Genomic DNA, 16,796 nt, shown 5'->3' on the forward strand with positions numbered 1-16,796 from the left:
ATCTGACTGTTGATGAAGTGATGAGCAAGCTTGAGGAGATGGGTACAGAGCAGACGAAACGTACCTTCTTACGACATGGCGCAGTGGAACCTTTATTTGGAGTAAAGGTAGGGGATATGAAGAAGCTGGTTAAGGATGTGAAAAAAGATCAGAGTCTGGCAAGGGCTTTGTATCAGACAGGCAATTACGATGCAATGTATTTGGCTGGGCTAACCGTCAATCCCAAGACTATGACGAAGCAAGAGCTTCAAAGCTGGGCTTCGGCGGCCAGTTGGCATGCGGTAGTGGAATATATAGTATCCCCTCTCGCCGCAGAGAGTCCATATGGATTGGAACTTGCGAGAGAGTGGATTCGTTCCTCGGATGAACTAATAGCCGTTTGCGGCTGGAGCACTTATGCAAATTACATTTCAATTACACCGGATGATAAGCTGGACATCGCTGAGATTAGGGAGTTGTTACAACAAGTAGGCGCTACTATTCATCAGGAGCGGAATCGTGTCCGTTATACGATGAATACTTTTGTAATTATGGTGGGCAGCAGTATCACAGAACTGCATGAGGAGGCAGCAAAGATCGCAGCAGGTATAGGTAAGGTCCAGGTGAACATGGGACAAACCGCTTGTAAAGTTCCCATGGCTGTTGATTATATTGCTAAGGTTGAACAGGCTGGGAAGCTAGGTGTGAAAAAGAAAACTTGTATTTGCTGAGTTAGATATTTAGGTAACCCTTCAAGGAGAAAGGCACTTGTGGGGTTTTTTTTTATTCCGGGAAAAACAAGTGTTTCAACCCTGCGGAAATTGTTTAAATTAGCAGCAGTCAAAATTTACATAGAAGAATTAATGAAGCCTTATTCAAGTAATCTTTTGCAATGATGTAGAATAGAAAGGGGTTTATAGTTAGAAGACAGGACGGAGGCTAGTTGTGAACAAACGTCGATTCACTTTGCAGTATAAAATACTGTCAATTACAGTTTTAATCGTGATCTGTCTATTAGGATTTGTTTTTGTCATGCATGGAAGAATCAATGCTCTACAGCGGGAAACCAGCTTCATCTCTCATCAGGATCGAGAGATTACTAATTTGGCTAATCTAATTGAGAAGAATATTTTAGATATGGAAACCGGACAACGTGGATATGTCATCACCGGCGATAACAAGTATCTGGAGCCCTACAATTTGGGTAAGGCTGAATGGGAAGCTAATTATGATAAGCTTTACGTGCTGACTGCTAATGATTCTTTACAGCTACAGCGTCTGTTGGGTATTGAAAGTAAAATTAAGCAATGGATCGAACAGTCCGGAAATTATGTGATCCAGTTGAAAAAAGAGGGACAGGACGCTGAGCTCCTAAGATACTTCAATTCCGACGACGGCAAAGATCAAATGGACCGGATTCGTAATCAGATCAGCACTTACCGCGAGACGATGAAAGAGAACACCAACAGTCTGATTGCTAGACAAGCAGACAAGAATAAATTATTGCTAGAGCTTCTTTATATTGCTTGGGCAATTATAGCGGTTACCGCGATGGTCGCTTCGTGGATCAATTCACGCGCCATCGTTAGTACGGTTCGTAAAGTTACCCATACGATTGCAGAATTGGAATCTGACGAAGATATGAAGACAAGGATAGAGATCACCACGAATGATGAGATCAGGGATCTGAGCGTAGCTACGAATCATCTGATAGACACGCAACAAGAGCGGATATGGATTCAGGCTAACGCAAACGAATTGTTGGCGAGGTATCAGGGCATCACACATATCTCGCAACTGGGCGACATTTTTCTTGGCAAAACCGCAGAAGTCCTCGATTACCCATATGGTTCCTTATATGTTCGAACACAGGACCATGATCGAGATTTCTTTAAGAGAGTCTCTACTTTTGGCGGAAGCAGTAACATTCCAGATCAGCAGGCATTCCAGATCGGAGAAGGTCTAGTTGGACAATGTGCTAAAGAGGCGCGCTTGATGCAAATACAGGATCTGCCGGAGGATTATATTAGCATACAATCTGGGTTGGGTATTTCTGCGCCGAAGGCGCTTCTACTAATGCCGATTTCTTTTTCGGGTGAGGTAGTTGCTGTGGTGGAAATCGCCGCCTTTGCTCCACTTACGGAATTGCAGGTTAAGTTCCTAGGGTCTATTTCGAATGCCTTTGGCTCCGCAATTAACAGTACGATTAGCATTATGAAGATTGACCAACTTCTGGCACAATCTCAGCGTCTAAACGAAGAGCTACAGGTATATACCGAGGAACTACAGACTCAGTCTGAGGAGCTGCAAATCCAGACGGAGTCACTGCATGCAACGAATAGAAAGCTGGAGGATAAGAAACTGCTGGCGGAACAAAAGTCACTAGAGGCGGAAAGAGCTCAAACGGAACTCAGTGAATACACAGAGTTATTGCAGCAAAGCTCACAATATAAATCAGAGTTTCTGGCTAACATGTCTCACGAACTGCGAACTCCGCTTAACGGCATTCTGCTGCTCTCCGAATTTCTTATGGAGAATCAGTCGGGAGCTTTAAGCGAAGAGGATATTGAATTCTCAAAAGCCATTCATTCTTCGGGACAAGATCTGCTGGCGCTGATTAATGACATTCTGGATTTGTCCAAGGTTGAGGCAGGAAAGCTGAATATTGAAATTGAAGCGATAAATATATCGGAGATTCCGGAGGCAATGATCCAGAACTTCAGTCAGCTTTCCCGTAAAAAAGAGATTCCTTTGCAAATACAGCTGGGAGAGAACTTACCCCCGCTGTTTTATTCGGATGCTCAAAGAGTGCGGCAAATTATTATAAATTTGCTGTCCAATGCGTTTAAGTTTACAGCGGAAGGCGCAGTCACTCTGGAAATCCGTTCAGCAACTAAGGACGAGCTGCTGGATTTGGCAGATTCGTATACAGGGGAATTTATTGCCTTCGCCATCAAGGATACTGGAATTGGGATTTCAAAAGAAAAGCAGTCGATTATCTTCGAGGCTTTTCAACAGGCAAATGGAAATACAGAACGTCAATATGGTGGAACAGGGCTTGGGTTATCCATATCTAGAGAGCTGGCAACCCTGCTCGGTGGTAGAATTATAGTGGAGAGTCAAGAAGGAGTGGGTAGCGTCTTTACAGTGTATTTGCCCTTGAAGCTTGAGGCCCCAAGCCTTGAGGAAGTGGCTGATCAAGCGACTGTTATTCAAGAGATTGGGAATGGAGTGGTACTTGCCGCTACAACGGCTGAGGATACACGTAATGACTTCACTTCTCTGAATCAAAAGCATGTACTTATCGTGGATGATGATGAACGGAATTTGTTTGCTTTATCAAATACCCTAAGAAAGCGCGGGCTGCATGTAACTACAGCTACTAACGGAGAGAGCGGCCTGTTTGAACTGGAGCAAGCGGCTTCTATAGACATCGTTCTTATGGATATTATGATGCCAGTGATGAACGGATATGAGGCAATCAATCGGATCAGACAAATGCCCGCAAAGAAGGATATTCCCATCATTGCACTGACTGCAAAAGCGATGAAGGAAGATAAGGCTAAAATCCTTCAGGCAGGGGCAACAGATTATCTTAGCAAGCCGATTAACCTGGAACGTTTATTAGCGTTGATGCAATTGATTCTAGCTAGCGATTCATGAAATAGATAATGGACGGAAACAATCATGGGGTGTCCTAGTAGTCATGACAATGGCTGCTGGGGCACCCCTGTTTTGTTGACGTTGAACTAGACCTCTAACTTCGGATAATTCAAACGAAGTTGCACGAACGAAGTAACTATAATCTGCTATCGGACACAGCTGACCGTTAACGCAGCTTTTTACCACATTTGTAATTCTAACGGACCCCACTGACGCTATTGGTATAAAAAACATCGAATATGCCCTCTTTTTAATGAATAGTGGTGCTGGAGTCCGAAACGCTGCTCTGAAGGCGGAAAAATCGCAAATAACGTCAGCTGGGCCGTAAGGCTCGCGATTATGATCATCCAAAACTTTGCAGCAAGGCGAGCAAAAGTGCACCTAGACGTTCAGCCGGCTTTCGTTTGCCTCAAATGCTCTGAAGTGAGTCACCCACCCTATTGCCCAAAACGCAAAACAGCGATCCTCCGATAACGGAAGGATCGCTGTTTTAATGTCTCTTTGGAATCTTTTTAATAAGATTTCAGTCTCTCACTTATTGTTGCGCAGAATCTACTACAACTTTGACAGCTGTGCCGATTGGTGGCAGGCTTCTGGTCAGCACTGGGCTGTAGAATCCGATAACTTTTGTACCTTTAACAAGCTCGCTGCTTTTAACAGCTTCGCCGTCTTTATTAATGAGTACTGTGTCTTCGTTAATGCGCAGTACTACTTCTTTTTGTGACAATTCGCTCAGGCCACTGCCTTTAACAGTGATACTGATATTTCCTTCATCGTCTTTTTGAACTTCTTCAATAGTGCCAGCAGTACCTAGAAGATCATCTTGTTTCTGCTTATCCAGAACGGTGATTTTGTAAGTTGGTGTTTGTGGCGGAAGACTCATAGTCATGACCATGGAGTGTTCTGCTTTTACAGTCATACCGATATGGAGATCTTTGAGTGCAATTTTAGTACCGTCTGCCATCTCAATAGCCGTATCTTCCCCTACATTTAATACGATTCCATCCGTACCTACACCTTGGATTTGAACGGGTTGGTATTTACCACCATCATAGACTGCTGTAATCACACCAGTCTTAGTCATGTGCTGCTCGGCGGCATTTGTGTTGATCACAATGGAATCTCCCTTCACAGTCATGTTTTGATGAATTACTTCGCTTAAAAAGGAAGCTGGGACATACAAAGTGGAGTCAACCAATTGTGGTGCAGTTCCAAGTGTTGTATACATTTTGTTGATACTATAACGATCTTCTCCAGCTTTCACTGTAGTGAATACAGCGCCATTGATAAGTTCAACGGATTTATTCTGTGCATTCCAGGTTAATTCAAATCCAAGGGCTTCAGTAATCGAACGTAGTGGCACCATCGGCTCTTTGCCATTTGTGCTTTGGAAGCCTGTTTCTTTAATAGTCGATCCGTTGATTTCAATCGCAAACGTCTTTTGATTAACGCTAGCGGAGGTTTGTGTAGCCTCATTTTTAGCAGAAGTTGTGGTGGGTGCAGCATAAGCTGCTCCTGTAGAAAGTGCTAGTGACAAAGTTAAAAGAACTGTACTTGTTTTTAAAATGTTGTTCATGGTTGTGAGCTCCTTTTAAAATCTTTTGTTAGTGTTGTTATTATTCTGACGGGACACCCCTCCAAAATGTTGCAGTTTTTTTGCATCCCGATCGTAATCTTCATTCACTGCAAATATAAAAAAAGCATAAGACCCCACAGCTATATGTAGTAATATGTAAGTATTAACAATCGCTCACATAAGGAGGCGCTATGGAGTCATTCAAAGATCGACTGAGATTCATGAAGGTACAGCAGGACGGGCTTATTAAGGAATATGAGGCTCTGATTGCGGAATATGAAAGTCACGATCTGGTCAACGAGAATGAATACTTGAAGAAGCAATATGAGAAGCATAAGCTTGCTTTGGTCGAGCTAAAGACTCAGGTAGGTAAGCTTCAAGAAGAGAATACTGAGCTAAGAGTTGCGCTAACGGAACAGATTTTAGATGAAAAGCTGGGCATTCTTAAAGTGTCGAGGCAGAAGCTGCAGACTTATTTTGCCTCTAGAAGCCATGCTCATACAGATCGTCTGACGGCTTTTGAAGTGGAGACGAAACGTCATATTCAGCAGCTGTACCATACAGCCTCCAGGCAGCTGGGTGAGGAACAAGCAGAGATATCCAGTCGACTTGGGGCGTTGGCGGCAGAATTAAATGAGCGTGTGCTGGCACAGCGGCAGAGAATGAGGGAAGCGGAACTTCGCCTCAACTCGGGCATGGATAATGGATTACATGATTTTGCCTCGGAAGAGATCAGTGAAGAGGTGCTGAAGCGCCGAAGAAAACAAAATCAGATCGAAATGAAGATTGGACTAAGCTGGATTAACAAGCTGGGTATTCTGCTGTTGATTTTGGCGGTGGGGGCAGGCTTCCGGTATACCTATTCCAACTGGTTCACAGGTTATATGAAGGGAAGCGCCTTTTTTCTACTGGGATTATTGATGCTGGGAGGCGGGGAGTGGTTATACCGCAAAGGAAAAGGCACCTTCGCTTTAGGGCTGCTTGGCGGCGGGATTTCGGTGCTGTATGGCTCTATTTTTTATAGCTATTTTCTGCTTGATATTATTAGTATATATGTAGGGTTATCCTTGTCTGTACTCGTTACTTTAACTGCGGTACTCCTGTCTTTAAGGTATGAATCACGGAGTATTTGTGCGCTGGGCTTAATCGGAGGATATCTGCCCTTATACTCTTATCTGGGGGCGTTTGGCCTTTCGGGCAACGCGGTTTATGTAGCTATGGGTTACTTGTTTCTATTGAATTTATTCATCTTATTGATTTCTTTCCGCAAACGCTGGAACGTTGTCAATTATATCAGCTACTTATTTAATACACCCTCCATGCTCATATTAATAGCTTTGTCGGATAGCAACGGAATTAATATGTGTTATGCTGTTTTGACTTTTGCGATGTATCTGGGAATTACCTTGTGGTACCCGTTCAAATATCGTTCCAAGCTGTCCTGGTGGGATTTCTCTCTCTTAGGATGTAATACGTTTATTAGCTGTCTCACCTTGTATATTTTATTTATGGATGCAGGACTGAAGGATTACAATGGTGCACTGGCATTGCTTTTCTGCCTGCTGTATCTCGGTCTGGGTCGAGGGCTTGAGAAGCTGATGCCACAGGAAAAAGAAAGCATGCTGCTGTTCTACGCCACTTCACTGACCTTCGGCATATTGATGATTCCATTTCAATTTGGAGCGGCTTGGTGGTCCATCGGTTGGCTGATTGAGGGCGTCGTTCTTACGTTGTATGGCAATCTGAACCGCTTTAAGGGGATGGAAAGGGCAGGCTGGGGCATTATGATGCTCTGCCTTGTAGTATTCTTCTGTCTAAATGTACCGACGCAGTGGGTCGCAGACTATCAATGGACGAATTTTAGAGATGTCTACTTCCCGCTAAAATATGTCTTTATCACAGCAGGCATGCTGATTGTCGCGGTGTTGTATGCAGTTCAGCATAACCGCAAGGATGCTCTTCAGCGCAGCGAACCTTATGAAATCACCTTAGCGTTGTGGTTTAAATATGCGGCGTTATTAAATTTTTGGATTTACGGCTTGTATGAATCGAGAAGATTGTATCATCTGGTTGTACCGGAGGACTTTGCGCATAGAACCTTCTATAATTTACTGCTGTCCGCTGTATGGACCTTGGTTCTGGCGTACGTGCTGCCAAAGGTGAAGGTGCTGTATGACACGATTGTTAAATATTTTGTGAGATTTCTGTTTGGGGTTGGCTACGTCATTTGTATAGTAATTACAGTAGGCCTGCCAAGTCTGCAAAATAATCTCGCGCAAAATACAGCAGCTGATTATATCGCACTAGCCGTACTGATTATCTTTAATATCTTTGTTTGGTTTAGCGGACGTGATCTGCTGATTGCAGCGCTGAATCGCCAGTTTAAGAGTATGGAGATCTATCCTGTTTTCATGGCGATTTATCTACTCGGCATTATCACCGCTTTCCTAGGAGTGCAATTGCAATTGAGTGATGCAGGGTTAATTTTTAGTCTCATTTATCTACTATTAGCCGTTCTGTTTATCATGTATGGCTTCCGCAAAAGGTATGTGTACATCCGGCGCTTCGGCCTTGGATTAACACTGCTGGCTACGGGCAAGCTGCTGCTCTATGATTTGGGTCTGCTGAACACTGGCAGCAAAATCATAGCTTATGCCAGCTTTGGCATCTGCTTGCTCGGTATCTCTTATCTCTATCAAAAGGTGTCAAACCGGATGGAGGAGGGCCAGACAACCGCCGATAATGGTACTAAAGGATAAAACACAGAGAGAATAATAGGAAGGAAGACGGTGGATGTACGAGACTTATATTTTCGACCTGTATGGCACATTAATCGATATTCAGACAGATGAGGAGAAGCCGGAGGTATGGGATCGATTATCGCTCCATTTCGGATATCAGGGGATGTCCATAACAGGGAGTGAGCTACACGCACAATTTCTGCGGGAGAGAGATTTACAGCTCACCGAAGCCGCACGGAATTGTCAGTACCCGGATTTCGTAATGGAGGACGTGTTTCGTTCTGTTGCCCGTCAATTGGGCGGAGAACCGGATCAAGCGTGGTTACATGAAACGGTTAGATGGCTGCGGACATTATCGATGATCCATATCTCACTTTATGAGGGTGTGGTTGAAATTCTGCAAACATTAAGAGAACGTGGCAAAAAGGTGTTTTTGCTCTCCAATGGCCAAAAAACCTTTATAGAAGCAGAATTAACGATGCTGAATATTCTTCCTTTATTCGATGGCATTGCCATTTCCTCCGAAGCAGGAGTGAGTAAGCCGGATCCGCTATTTTTTCGTTATTTAGTTGAGCATTATGGAGCGGATTTGCGTTCGGCCATCATGATCGGGAATGATCCCCGTACGGATATTGCAGGGGCACTAACGATAGGAATAGATTCCTGTTACATTCGTACGGCTTCTTCACCCCCCAATACGACTGCGGAGAGTACTCAATCGATAGGGGACGGGGATTTGCGGAAGATCCCCGGATGGAACGCTTAGACATACAAAAAGTCCCCGTTACCGGATTCTTACTGACCGGTTACGGGGACTTTTGTATGTCGGCGTTCGTGACTAGAGCGCCGGTAATTTATTTAGATTACACCTTCAGCCAGCATAGCGTCGGCCACTTTTTTGAATCCAGCGATGTTCGCTCCTGCAACAAGGTTGCCGGACTGTCCATATTGCTCGGATGCATTTACAGATTGTTCGTAGATGGAAACCATGATTTCATGCAGCTTCGTATCTACTTCTTCAAAGCTCCAGGACAACCGCATGCTGTTTTGTGCCATTTCAAGCGCAGATACAGCTACGCCGCCAGCATTAGCAGCTTTGGCAGGTGCGAATAGCACGCCAGCTTGTTGGAACTGATGAATAGCTTCAAGGGTGGATGGCATATTGGCACCTTCGCCTACTGCTTTTACACCATTCTCAATCAGTTTCAATGCCATGGCTTCATCAATCTCATTCTGAGTAGCACTCGGAAGGGCGATATCACAAGGAATGGTCCAAATTTGCGTGGAATCTTCAGTATACACAGCGTTAGGATGTTCATTCACATATTCACTAATCCGTTTTCTTTCGACTTCTTTTAGGCGGCGGACAGTTTCGAGGTTAATCCCATTTTCGTCATAGATATATCCGGCCGAATCACTACAAGCTACGACTTTAGCGCCTAGCTGTACAGCTTTTTCGATCGCATAGATCGCTACATTACCAGAACCGGAAACAACAACGCGGCTTCCTTCAAAAGAAAGGCCTTTTGCCTTCAGCATCTCGTTTACGAAATAAACCGTACCGTAACCAGTAGCCTCTGTCCGAGCCTGACTTCCGCCGTAACCAATACCTTTACCAGTCAATACGCCAGCCGGATATCCTCCGCGGATCCGCTTGTATTGTCCGTACATGTAGCCGATCTCACGACCACCTACACCGATATCTCCTGCAGGAACGTCTTGGTCAGGACCGATGTAATTTTGCAATTCAGTCATGAAGCTTTGTGCAAAACGCATGATTTCGCCTTCGGATTTACCTTTAGGATCAAAGTCGGATCCGCCTTTACCTCCGCCGATGTGTTGGCCGGTAAGAGCATTTTTGAAGATTTGCTCGAAACCAAGGAATTTGATAATACTAGCATTAACGGATGGGTGAAAACGAAGTCCACCTTTGTAAGGTCCAATTGCACTGCTGAACTGTACACGATATCCACGGTTAACTCTGACCTTACCTTGATCGTCTGTCCAAGGAACACGGAACATAATCAAACGTTCTGGCTCAACCAATCTTTCCAGAATGGCATTTTCCTGATACTTAGGTTCAGCAGCAAGGATTGGAAGCAAAGATTCAAGGATTTCCTTTACGGCCTGATGAAATTCGGGCTCAAAAGGATTACGCGCAACAACCTGTGCGTATACGTCTTCGATATAACGATGTGCCTTGTTGCTGTTTGTGTCTAATTGCTGGGTAGATACAGAGCTCATGAATTCAACCGCCTTTTCTAGTATTCATTTGGTCCAACACTTTTTTTATATTTTGGCACAAGTCAATGTTCCTCACAACTGTTTTTATTAAATAACTTACTTCAAGTGGAACGTTATAGACGCTGGGATGATAAGAAAAGTGTGAATAAACCGCGGTATACTTCGCGTAATGACGCGTTAAAGCGCGAAATATGCTACAATGATTGTGTAATAATTGTAAGGAGATGAAATTTAAAAAATGAGTGACAAAGTAAATGAGCAGGAGCTAGTAAATGTATTATCTGCCAAAACCAAAGTGGATCCGCAAATCATCCGCTTAGTATTGAAGCATGAACAGACCTTTATCAATAAGGCCAAGGCGAACGCCAAGGGTGAGGTAGACATCGACAGCGATGATCTGGTCGACTATGTCACTACCCAACGTGATGTGAAGCTGGATGAAATCACAGTAGAGACCATTCTTGATGCAGAAATGGATTACCTGATGGATAAAGGATTGGCAGGTTATATCGACTAACATGGGTATTCGTCCGGCTCGGCTGCTGCTGTTTACAGGCAATAAGAGCCGGAGTGAAAATTAAATAGGCATACGCATTGCTTTTAGTGATTTAGTGTGGTACAATGAAATCAATCATAAATTTAACCCTTAATTCACATATTGTAAAAGGTTATCATTTGTGCGTATGAGTCCTTTTCCAATGTGTGAATTTTTATTTGTTCGTACACTACGTAGGAATAAAAGGACATGTGTTAAATAAAATATTGGAGGTAATATCATGCAAACAGGTACAGTGAAATGGTTTAACGCAGACAAAGGATTCGGTTTTATCGAGGTTGAAGGTGGAAGCGACGTATTCGTACACTTCTCCGCAATCACAGGCGACGGATTTAAATCTTTGGACGAAGGCCAACGCGTTGAGTTCAACGTAACTCAAGGCGCTCGTGGACCACAAGCCGAAAACGTTGTAAAACTGTAGTTTAAAAATCAGGCTGCCCTTAACACAAGTTGAGGGCAGCTTTTTTATTTTCATAGTATGAATCTGCCCCTAATAGGGTAGCGATATCGTCTCGATTCGATCCAAGGAGGGGTACTTATGTATTTTCGTAAAAAAGCACTGGAGGAACTTCCGCAAGAAGACACAGCAATTTGGTCCTGTACCAAGGAAGGTTGCACAGGTTGGATGCGCGATAATTTCGCCTTTCAATATGTACCTACCTGCTGGCAATGCAACTCTCCCATGACTAGAAGTATGAAGATACTGCCAACGCTTGTGAATACGAATGCAGACATGAAGGCCATGAAGAAGGGCATTTCGATTAAGTAATCGAAGAAGCTAATATACTCAAACAGCTGGACCCTTGGACGGGAGCAGCTGTTTTTTTGTTTGAGTATTTTATTTACTGTACAGTAATTTCTCCCATTCCGTTAAGGTTATGTTCTCTGAAATAGGCTTCAGATGTTCAGGGACCTCTACGTGGCACATAAATTCCAAGCTGTTGCCGTCAGGGTCGTTGAAGTAGACAGAAGCATTTCCTTGATAAGCCCGGATAAAAGGCTCAACAGAAGTCCGGTTGCGGAACGGAACAGCCTCTACCCCAATCGATTCCAGCCATTGCAGTGATTGCTTCAAGTCCTCGTAAGTGACACGGAAGGCAATATGCCGCAAGGACGGGTGGTATGGGGTTTGAACCTCCTGGCCTTCCCAAAGACCAATCCAGCTCCGACCTTCCTCGATCCAGAAGAATACAGTTTCTTCATCCCGCCAAGCCATTTTCAGACCTAATTTCTCATAAAATTCGATGGATACCTCAAGATTGCTTACTGGTAAATGTGCTTCATATAGCCCTTTGATCATTGGATAGCACCTGCCGATCTGTCGATTTTGCGGGCTAAATTCAGGAATGCTTCTAATACTAGGTGGATGCGATCTTCGATTTCTTGCCCACCCTCGTATCCGTCATACCCGACCTCGAACCGCTTGCGTTGCAGTCCGCCGATGGAGATCCAGTCTGGTGTATTAATGCCGTGCAGGTTACGTACGATGGCTTGCAATTGAAGTAATGAGCTTATCCCTACCGCTCCCCCGGCTGAACTGGCGGATAACACAACTTTACCGTTGAAATGCGCCTGGCCTAGATGATCAATCGCATTTTTTAATACGCCACTTACCGAGCCGTGATATTCCGGAGTAACCAAGATTACTGCATCCGCTGCTAACATCTCTTGTTTAAGCTCGTTTAAATGTTCATGCTCTGTGTAAATCTCGTCTGGTGAATAAAAGGGAAGTGGGCGTTTGTAGAGGTCAAACACGGTAACCTTTTCCCCATGCTGACTAATGAAATGGGCAGCATGTTCTGCCAGCTTCGTGCTAGTTGCTTCTTTTCGATTACTGCCTGTCAGGATCATCACTTTCATCTGTATCCACTCCTATGTGAGGTCAATTGCTATAAACCAATGATAGTTGAATCGGCCTCTGTTAACATCAGCACATGGAATGAACATACATAATAAAAACGCTCAGCCATTGTGCTGAGCGTCTAAGACTAAAGTTGTAGAGGAGTTTTGATTCTAGGCGTTATAGCCGCCTTTCAATGCGAAAATGGCAGCCTGAGTCCGATCCGCTAAGTTTAGCTTTCCGAGAACGTGGCTGACATGGGTCTTAACGGTTTTTTCGGTGATGACCAGCTTGCTGGCAATCTCTTTGTTACTCATACCGAGCGCAATCAGGTCTAATACTTCTTGCTCGCGTGGAGTAAGAAGCTCTAATCCGGTGATCGCAGCAGGTGTTGCGTTTGGGCCGTTCGGATCGGAAGCATTAAGTTCCAATTGCTCTAGTGTAGAGGTCGCCATTAGATTCATCAGTTGGCTGGCAGCCTCGGAATGTAGCTCCACTTGCCCGTTATGTACCTTGCGGATCGCAACTACCAGCGCTTCTGGTTCTATATCTTTAAGCAAATAGCCTTTGATTCCTACGCGGATAGCCGGGAGTACATGATCCTGATCCGAAAAGGAGGTCAATACAATGACCTTGACCTGCGGGTGGGAGATCCTCAGTGCTTGAGCGGTCTCAATGCCGTCCATAATGGGCATATGCAAATCCATTAATATGACATCCGGGTTCAATTCAGCTGTTTTTTCCAGTGCCTCGCGGCCGTTGGAGGCCTCCCCAATAACCTTGATATCGGGTTGTGTGGAGAGAAATACTTGCAGCCCACGGCGTACCATTGCATGGTCGTCTACTAATAATAAGTTTATCGTCATTTATGATCACCCGACTTCATGTAGATTGGATGGGCAGAGGTATGATTGCCTCAACCGTTGTGCCTTGATTTTCCACACTGTGGATATGAATACGACCGGAGAGAGCTTCTGCTCTTTCCTTCATAATATGCAGACCAAGAGATTCATTAGTGTCTGTGTTAGAACGCCGTTTGGCCCCGCCTTTACCTTGGTCGGCAACGCTCATTACCACCTCGGCTGCATTCAGATGCAGAGATACCTCCGCTTTAGAGGTTCCAGAATGCTTTCGTACATTATTGAGCGCTTCTTGGCCAATGCGCCACAGCCCTTCCTCCACGTTGCGGGGAAGTTCGTGAACACCGCTCCGTTGCGTCTGTATCAGCAGTCCTAGCTGCTGGCCATGAGCCTGCAGCGCAGTCAATAAACCGGCTTCCAGTCCGGCAGGCCGAAGCTGCATAATTAATGCACGCATTTCTTTGAGTGCTGACTGGGATAAAGCTTGAATATCGCGGACAGCTTCAGTAGCAGGATGGGAGATATGCTCCTGCTTCAGCATGCTTTCCACGCCTTTGGCGGTCATTGAGAGGGAGAAGAGGATCTGGTTCACGGAGTCGTGCAGGTCACGGGCCAGACGATTCCGCTCGTCAAGACGCGCAATTTCGCGGCGTTTCTCTCCAAGCTGAGCACTTTCCAATGTAGCGGAAATATGTTCAGCGACAGCCTCAAGCACCTCTCCATCCGCAGTTGCGGAGGCTAGTGCTTTAGGTGAGGTGATCAGTAGAATTCCTGCACCTTGTGCGGCAATCTGCCGAAAGGGCACAGCGAGCATCACAACACGCTCCGCAACAGGTTGTTCAGAACAGCAGGACTTCGTAATTTCCTGCTCTTCATCAGGGGTTAATGTCGCAAAGCGTTGTCCTTTTGCGATATCTCCTAGACGTACTTTAAAAGAATCCGAGAGCTGGAAGGGAGCTGTTTCCGGCGTTATATTAGCCGCATAGGCAGCATGGACTTCGAATTGTCCCTCATGCTGCCCGATAATCGCTGCAAAGGGCCAATCGAAATAGTCGCCAATCAGGGCGGCGCTTTTCTCGATTAGAATACTGGGCGAGATACATTGGTTGGCGGTTAGATTTAAAGCTGCGCTGAATTCGCCTAATTTGGCGTACAGATTCGCGCGGCGCTGCTCGGTGCTATATAACTGCATCCGTTCAATAGCACTGCCAATTTGCAAAGCCACGGATTGCAGCAGAGCCAGCTCGCTGTCGGCGTAATGAGCTTTGCCTGGTGCGGCCACATTCATAAGTCCCAAGTAACGCTCACCTGAATGCAGCGGGACGGTAGCGTGGTGGGTGATCCCCAGCGTGTCGCCCCAGTTATACTGCCTGGCGTTACTGAGCCGCTTGCAGCTTAGAATGTTGACGGCATGCTCGAGCCGATCATCCCATAGGCGGCTTAGGCACCAGCAGCTTCCGCACTGCATTGGTTGTTTATTGTCGCGTTGTAGTGCAGGTGGCAGACCTCGATCAGCGGCACACTCATATTCCATGTATTCTTCGCTCAGGAAGATCCAGCCTGCAGTGTTTCCGGTTAACTCAAGTAGCTTGCCCATGACTGTATCGAGCATGGGTCTCAGCTCATTGGAACTGTTCAAAGTCTCCGCAATCGTTTTGAGCGTCAGTAACTCATGAATTCCGGTTTCCTCCGGCATGAAGCTCTCTCCTTTAGCTTTGTTAATTATGTTCTATCTATTGTAACGTAGAATGGTTCATTCATTCTCAAATTTTATGTAATTATGGCGTAAATAAAAAAGAAGGTTCCTTAAGATCTGATATGACCTTAAAGAACCTCTGAGTATACATGTTAATTTACAGCTGCGGGAGTAGCGGGAGGCGTACAGTGTTCTGGAGCTTCGTGTTCAATAAGTCCATGTTTCTCCCAAGCTCGGCTTTTCCAACGGAAATACATAATGACGGCTCTCACCCACTCGTCCACCGCAGTGGCAATCCACACGCCGGCTAACCCGAGATCAAGTTGGAACACCAGGAAATAACCAAGAGGTAAGCTCATGCAGACCATAGAGATCAGTCCCATATATACAGGGAATTTGGCATCGCCCGAGGCGCGTAAAGAGTTAATGATAACCAGATTGGCTGTGCGCCCGGTTTCCAGGAAGAAGCTAAGCAATATGACCTGCGCCCCCATCCTAATGATGTTCTCATTGTCTGTGAAAAGCCCGAATAGCGGTACCCGGAAGAAAATCACCACAGCATCTATTATTACGGTAACCAGCAGCGCCCACTTTACACTGGTGAATACACGCTTATAGGCTTCATCAGGGCGTCTAGCTCCCACGAGATGTCCTACAACGATGGAAGTTCCCATAGAGACAGCTACACTGAATAAATAAATATAATTGGAAATATTAAGCGCGTACTGGCGAGTAGCCATAGCTTCAGCGCCTAAATAAGTAATATACAGTGTGAATACAAGCTGGCACGATTGATAAGTGATGGATTCAAAAGCGGACGGGATGCCGATTTTGAGAATTTGCAGCACGTATTTTTTAGAAAGATGAATGTAATAGGTTACTTTCACCCGTACCTCCATCACTCTGTAGAGCAGCAGGAAGAAAAGGATCAGGCAGATAAATCGACTCATCACTGTTGAGATAGCCGCACCCTCCACACCTAACGCCGGAAGTCCGAAATGACCATAAATGAGCAGGTAGTTGCCCACCACGTGAATAATGTTCATCAGCAAGGATACGACCATCGTCTGTTTGGTGAAACCGTGAGTACGGATAGTAGTCGCCAGAGCATTGATTAATGCTTGCAGGAAAATACCGCCCCCAACAATATTCATATAGGCTTTGGCGTAAATGAGGATATCCCCTTTTACATTTAGCGCAGTCAGTAGCGTCCCTCCGAATATCAGCAAAAACGTACTTAGAAGAATGCCGACTAACAGGTTTAGGGTAATGGCATTGCCGGTCACTTGAGCGGCTTCCAGAGGTTTTTTGGAACCGAGATATTGGGAGACCACAATAGCTGCACCGTTACCAATTACACTGAGGACTAAAATTGCTATCGCAATGATCTGATTCGCTGCGCCGACACCAGACACGGCATCGTCGGACACTGAACTGATCATAAAAGTATCCACACTACCCATGAGCATAAAGAGGAATAGCTCGAGGAAAATCGGCCAGGTCAGTTTGACCAGGTTGAATTCCTGGTGATTATTTTGCTTCATTGTGCACCTTCTTATATTATGATGTACTTCCTAAAATTTCATAAACAAACTGTAATATTAGCACAGCTTTCATGGAAATGCAGTATTTTTACAGAAA

General features: G+C 45.1%; 14 protein-coding genes. 7 read left to right on the forward strand and 7 right to left on the reverse strand.

Annotated elements, in window-relative coordinates; genetic code table 11:
- The first annotated feature begins 2 nt into the window (after positions 1-2).
- Together NST45_RS28240 and NST45_RS28245 are read left to right on the forward strand one after the other, a co-directional pair.
- On the forward strand, positions 3-710 hold the full coding sequence (locus tag NST45_RS28240) for a DNA alkylation repair protein (RefSeq protein ID WP_036682455.1): 708 nt from the start codon (positions 3-5) through the stop codon (positions 708-710).
- Between the two features lie 214 nt (positions 711-924).
- Positions 925-3,642, forward strand: a complete 2,718-nt coding sequence (locus NST45_RS28245; RefSeq protein ID WP_081389317.1) for a CHASE3 domain-containing protein — start codon at positions 925-927, stop codon at positions 3,640-3,642.
- 535 nt (positions 3,643-4,177) lie between these two features.
- On the opposite strand, the gene NST45_RS28250 is transcribed toward NST45_RS28245, so the two are convergent.
- A complete protein-coding gene (locus tag NST45_RS28250) occupies positions 4,178-5,218 on the reverse strand; it encodes a stalk domain-containing protein (protein WP_339824346.1) in 1,041 nt (346 codons plus the stop codon).
- A 191-nt stretch (positions 5,219-5,409) separates the two neighbouring features.
- Between NST45_RS28250 and NST45_RS28255 the strand changes: the two genes are divergently transcribed.
- Positions 5,410-7,977 (forward strand): DUF2339 domain-containing protein, encoded by a 2,568-nt coding sequence (locus NST45_RS28255; RefSeq protein ID WP_076105071.1) that lies wholly within the window; start codon positions 5,410-5,412, stop codon positions 7,975-7,977.
- Between the two features lie 34 nt (positions 7,978-8,011).
- Positions 8,012-8,725, forward strand: coding sequence for an HAD family hydrolase (locus NST45_RS28260; RefSeq protein WP_036682147.1), 714 nt, complete (start codon positions 8,012-8,014; stop codon positions 8,723-8,725).
- Between the two features lie 92 nt (positions 8,726-8,817).
- On the opposite strand, the gene gdhA is transcribed toward NST45_RS28260, so the two are convergent.
- Positions 8,818-10,203 (reverse strand): NADP-specific glutamate dehydrogenase, encoded by a 1,386-nt coding sequence (gene gdhA / locus NST45_RS28265; protein WP_036682144.1) that lies wholly within the window; start codon positions 10,201-10,203, stop codon positions 8,818-8,820.
- A 238-nt stretch (positions 10,204-10,441) separates the two neighbouring features.
- Between gdhA and NST45_RS28270 the strand changes: the two genes are divergently transcribed.
- The 3 genes from NST45_RS28270 to NST45_RS28280 all read left to right on the forward strand — a co-directional run bounded on the left by NST45_RS28270 (position 10,442) and on the right by NST45_RS28280 (position 11,528).
- Positions 10,442-10,720: a hypothetical protein gene (locus NST45_RS28270; protein ID WP_339824348.1), complete on the forward strand. Its 279-nt coding sequence runs from the start codon at positions 10,442-10,444 to the stop codon at positions 10,718-10,720.
- A gap of 259 nt (positions 10,721-10,979) precedes the next feature.
- The gene (locus tag NST45_RS28275; RefSeq protein ID WP_019914790.1) at positions 10,980-11,180 is read left to right on the forward strand and encodes a cold-shock protein; all 201 of its coding nucleotides are present in this window, start codon (positions 10,980-10,982) and stop codon (positions 11,178-11,180) included.
- Between the two features lie 117 nt (positions 11,181-11,297).
- On the forward strand, positions 11,298-11,528 hold the full coding sequence (locus tag NST45_RS28280; protein WP_036682139.1) for a cold-shock protein: 231 nt from the start codon (positions 11,298-11,300) through the stop codon (positions 11,526-11,528).
- A 69-nt stretch (positions 11,529-11,597) separates the two neighbouring features.
- On the opposite strand, the gene NST45_RS28285 is transcribed toward NST45_RS28280, so the two are convergent.
- The 5 genes from NST45_RS28285 to NST45_RS28305 all read right to left on the reverse strand — a co-directional run bounded on the left by NST45_RS28285 (position 11,598) and on the right by NST45_RS28305 (position 16,699).
- Entirely contained in the window at positions 11,598-12,059 is a 462-nt protein-coding gene (locus NST45_RS28285) for a VOC family protein (protein ID WP_339824350.1), read from the reverse strand.
- Positions 12,056-12,619, reverse strand: a complete 564-nt coding sequence (locus NST45_RS28290; protein ID WP_036682135.1) for an NADPH-dependent FMN reductase — start codon at positions 12,617-12,619, stop codon at positions 12,056-12,058. Before NST45_RS28290 ends, NST45_RS28285 begins: the two co-directional genes overlap by 4 nt.
- A gap of 153 nt (positions 12,620-12,772) precedes the next feature.
- A complete protein-coding gene (locus NST45_RS28295) occupies positions 12,773-13,465 on the reverse strand; it encodes a response regulator transcription factor (protein WP_076099723.1) in 693 nt (230 codons plus the stop codon).
- 16 nt (positions 13,466-13,481) lie between these two features.
- Positions 13,482-15,155 (reverse strand): GAF domain-containing sensor histidine kinase, encoded by a 1,674-nt coding sequence (locus tag NST45_RS28300; RefSeq protein ID WP_076297014.1) that lies wholly within the window; start codon positions 15,153-15,155, stop codon positions 13,482-13,484.
- 152 nt (positions 15,156-15,307) lie between these two features.
- Positions 15,308-16,699, reverse strand: a complete 1,392-nt coding sequence (locus tag NST45_RS28305; RefSeq protein ID WP_339824352.1) for an MATE family efflux transporter — start codon at positions 16,697-16,699, stop codon at positions 15,308-15,310.
- Positions 16,700-16,796: the final 97 nt, after the last annotated feature.

This window comes from Paenibacillus sp. FSL R7-0163, from assembly GCF_037969975.1.
GTDB classification, from domain to species: domain Bacteria; phylum Bacillota; class Bacilli; order Paenibacillales; family Paenibacillaceae; genus Paenibacillus_AQ; species Paenibacillus_AQ odorifer.

Bases quoted from the DNA above. Each gene is read 5' to 3' on its own strand.
- NST45_RS28260 (WP_036682147.1), top strand. From the start codon at position 8,012: ATGTACGAGACTTATATTTTCGACCTGTATGGCACATTAATCGATATT.
- gdhA (WP_036682144.1), bottom strand. From the start codon at position 10,203: ATGAGCTCTGTATCTACCCAGCAATTAGACACAAACAGCAACAAGGCA.
- NST45_RS28270 (WP_339824348.1), top strand. From the start codon at position 10,442: ATGAGTGACAAAGTAAATGAGCAGGAGCTAGTAAATGTATTATCTGCC.
- NST45_RS28290 (WP_036682135.1), bottom strand. From the start codon at position 12,619: ATGAAAGTGATGATCCTGACAGGCAGTAATCGAAAAGAAGCAACTAGC.
- NST45_RS28255 (WP_076105071.1), top strand. From the start codon at position 5,410: ATGGAGTCATTCAAAGATCGACTGAGATTCATGAAGGTACAGCAGGAC.
- NST45_RS28295 (WP_076099723.1), bottom strand. From the start codon at position 13,465: ATGACGATAAACTTATTATTAGTAGACGACCATGCAATGGTACGCCGT.
- NST45_RS28280 (WP_036682139.1), top strand. From the start codon at position 11,298: ATGTATTTTCGTAAAAAAGCACTGGAGGAACTTCCGCAAGAAGACACA.
- NST45_RS28285 (WP_339824350.1), bottom strand. From the start codon at position 12,059: ATGATCAAAGGGCTATATGAAGCACATTTACCAGTAAGCAATCTTGAG.
- NST45_RS28275 (WP_019914790.1), top strand. From the start codon at position 10,980: ATGCAAACAGGTACAGTGAAATGGTTTAACGCAGACAAAGGATTCGGT.
- NST45_RS28305 (WP_339824352.1), bottom strand. From the start codon at position 16,699: ATGAAGCAAAATAATCACCAGGAATTCAACCTGGTCAAACTGACCTGG.
- NST45_RS28300 (WP_076297014.1), bottom strand. From the start codon at position 15,155: ATGCCGGAGGAAACCGGAATTCATGAGTTACTGACGCTCAAAACGATT.
- NST45_RS28250 (WP_339824346.1), bottom strand. From the start codon at position 5,218: ATGAACAACATTTTAAAAACAAGTACAGTTCTTTTAACTTTGTCACTA.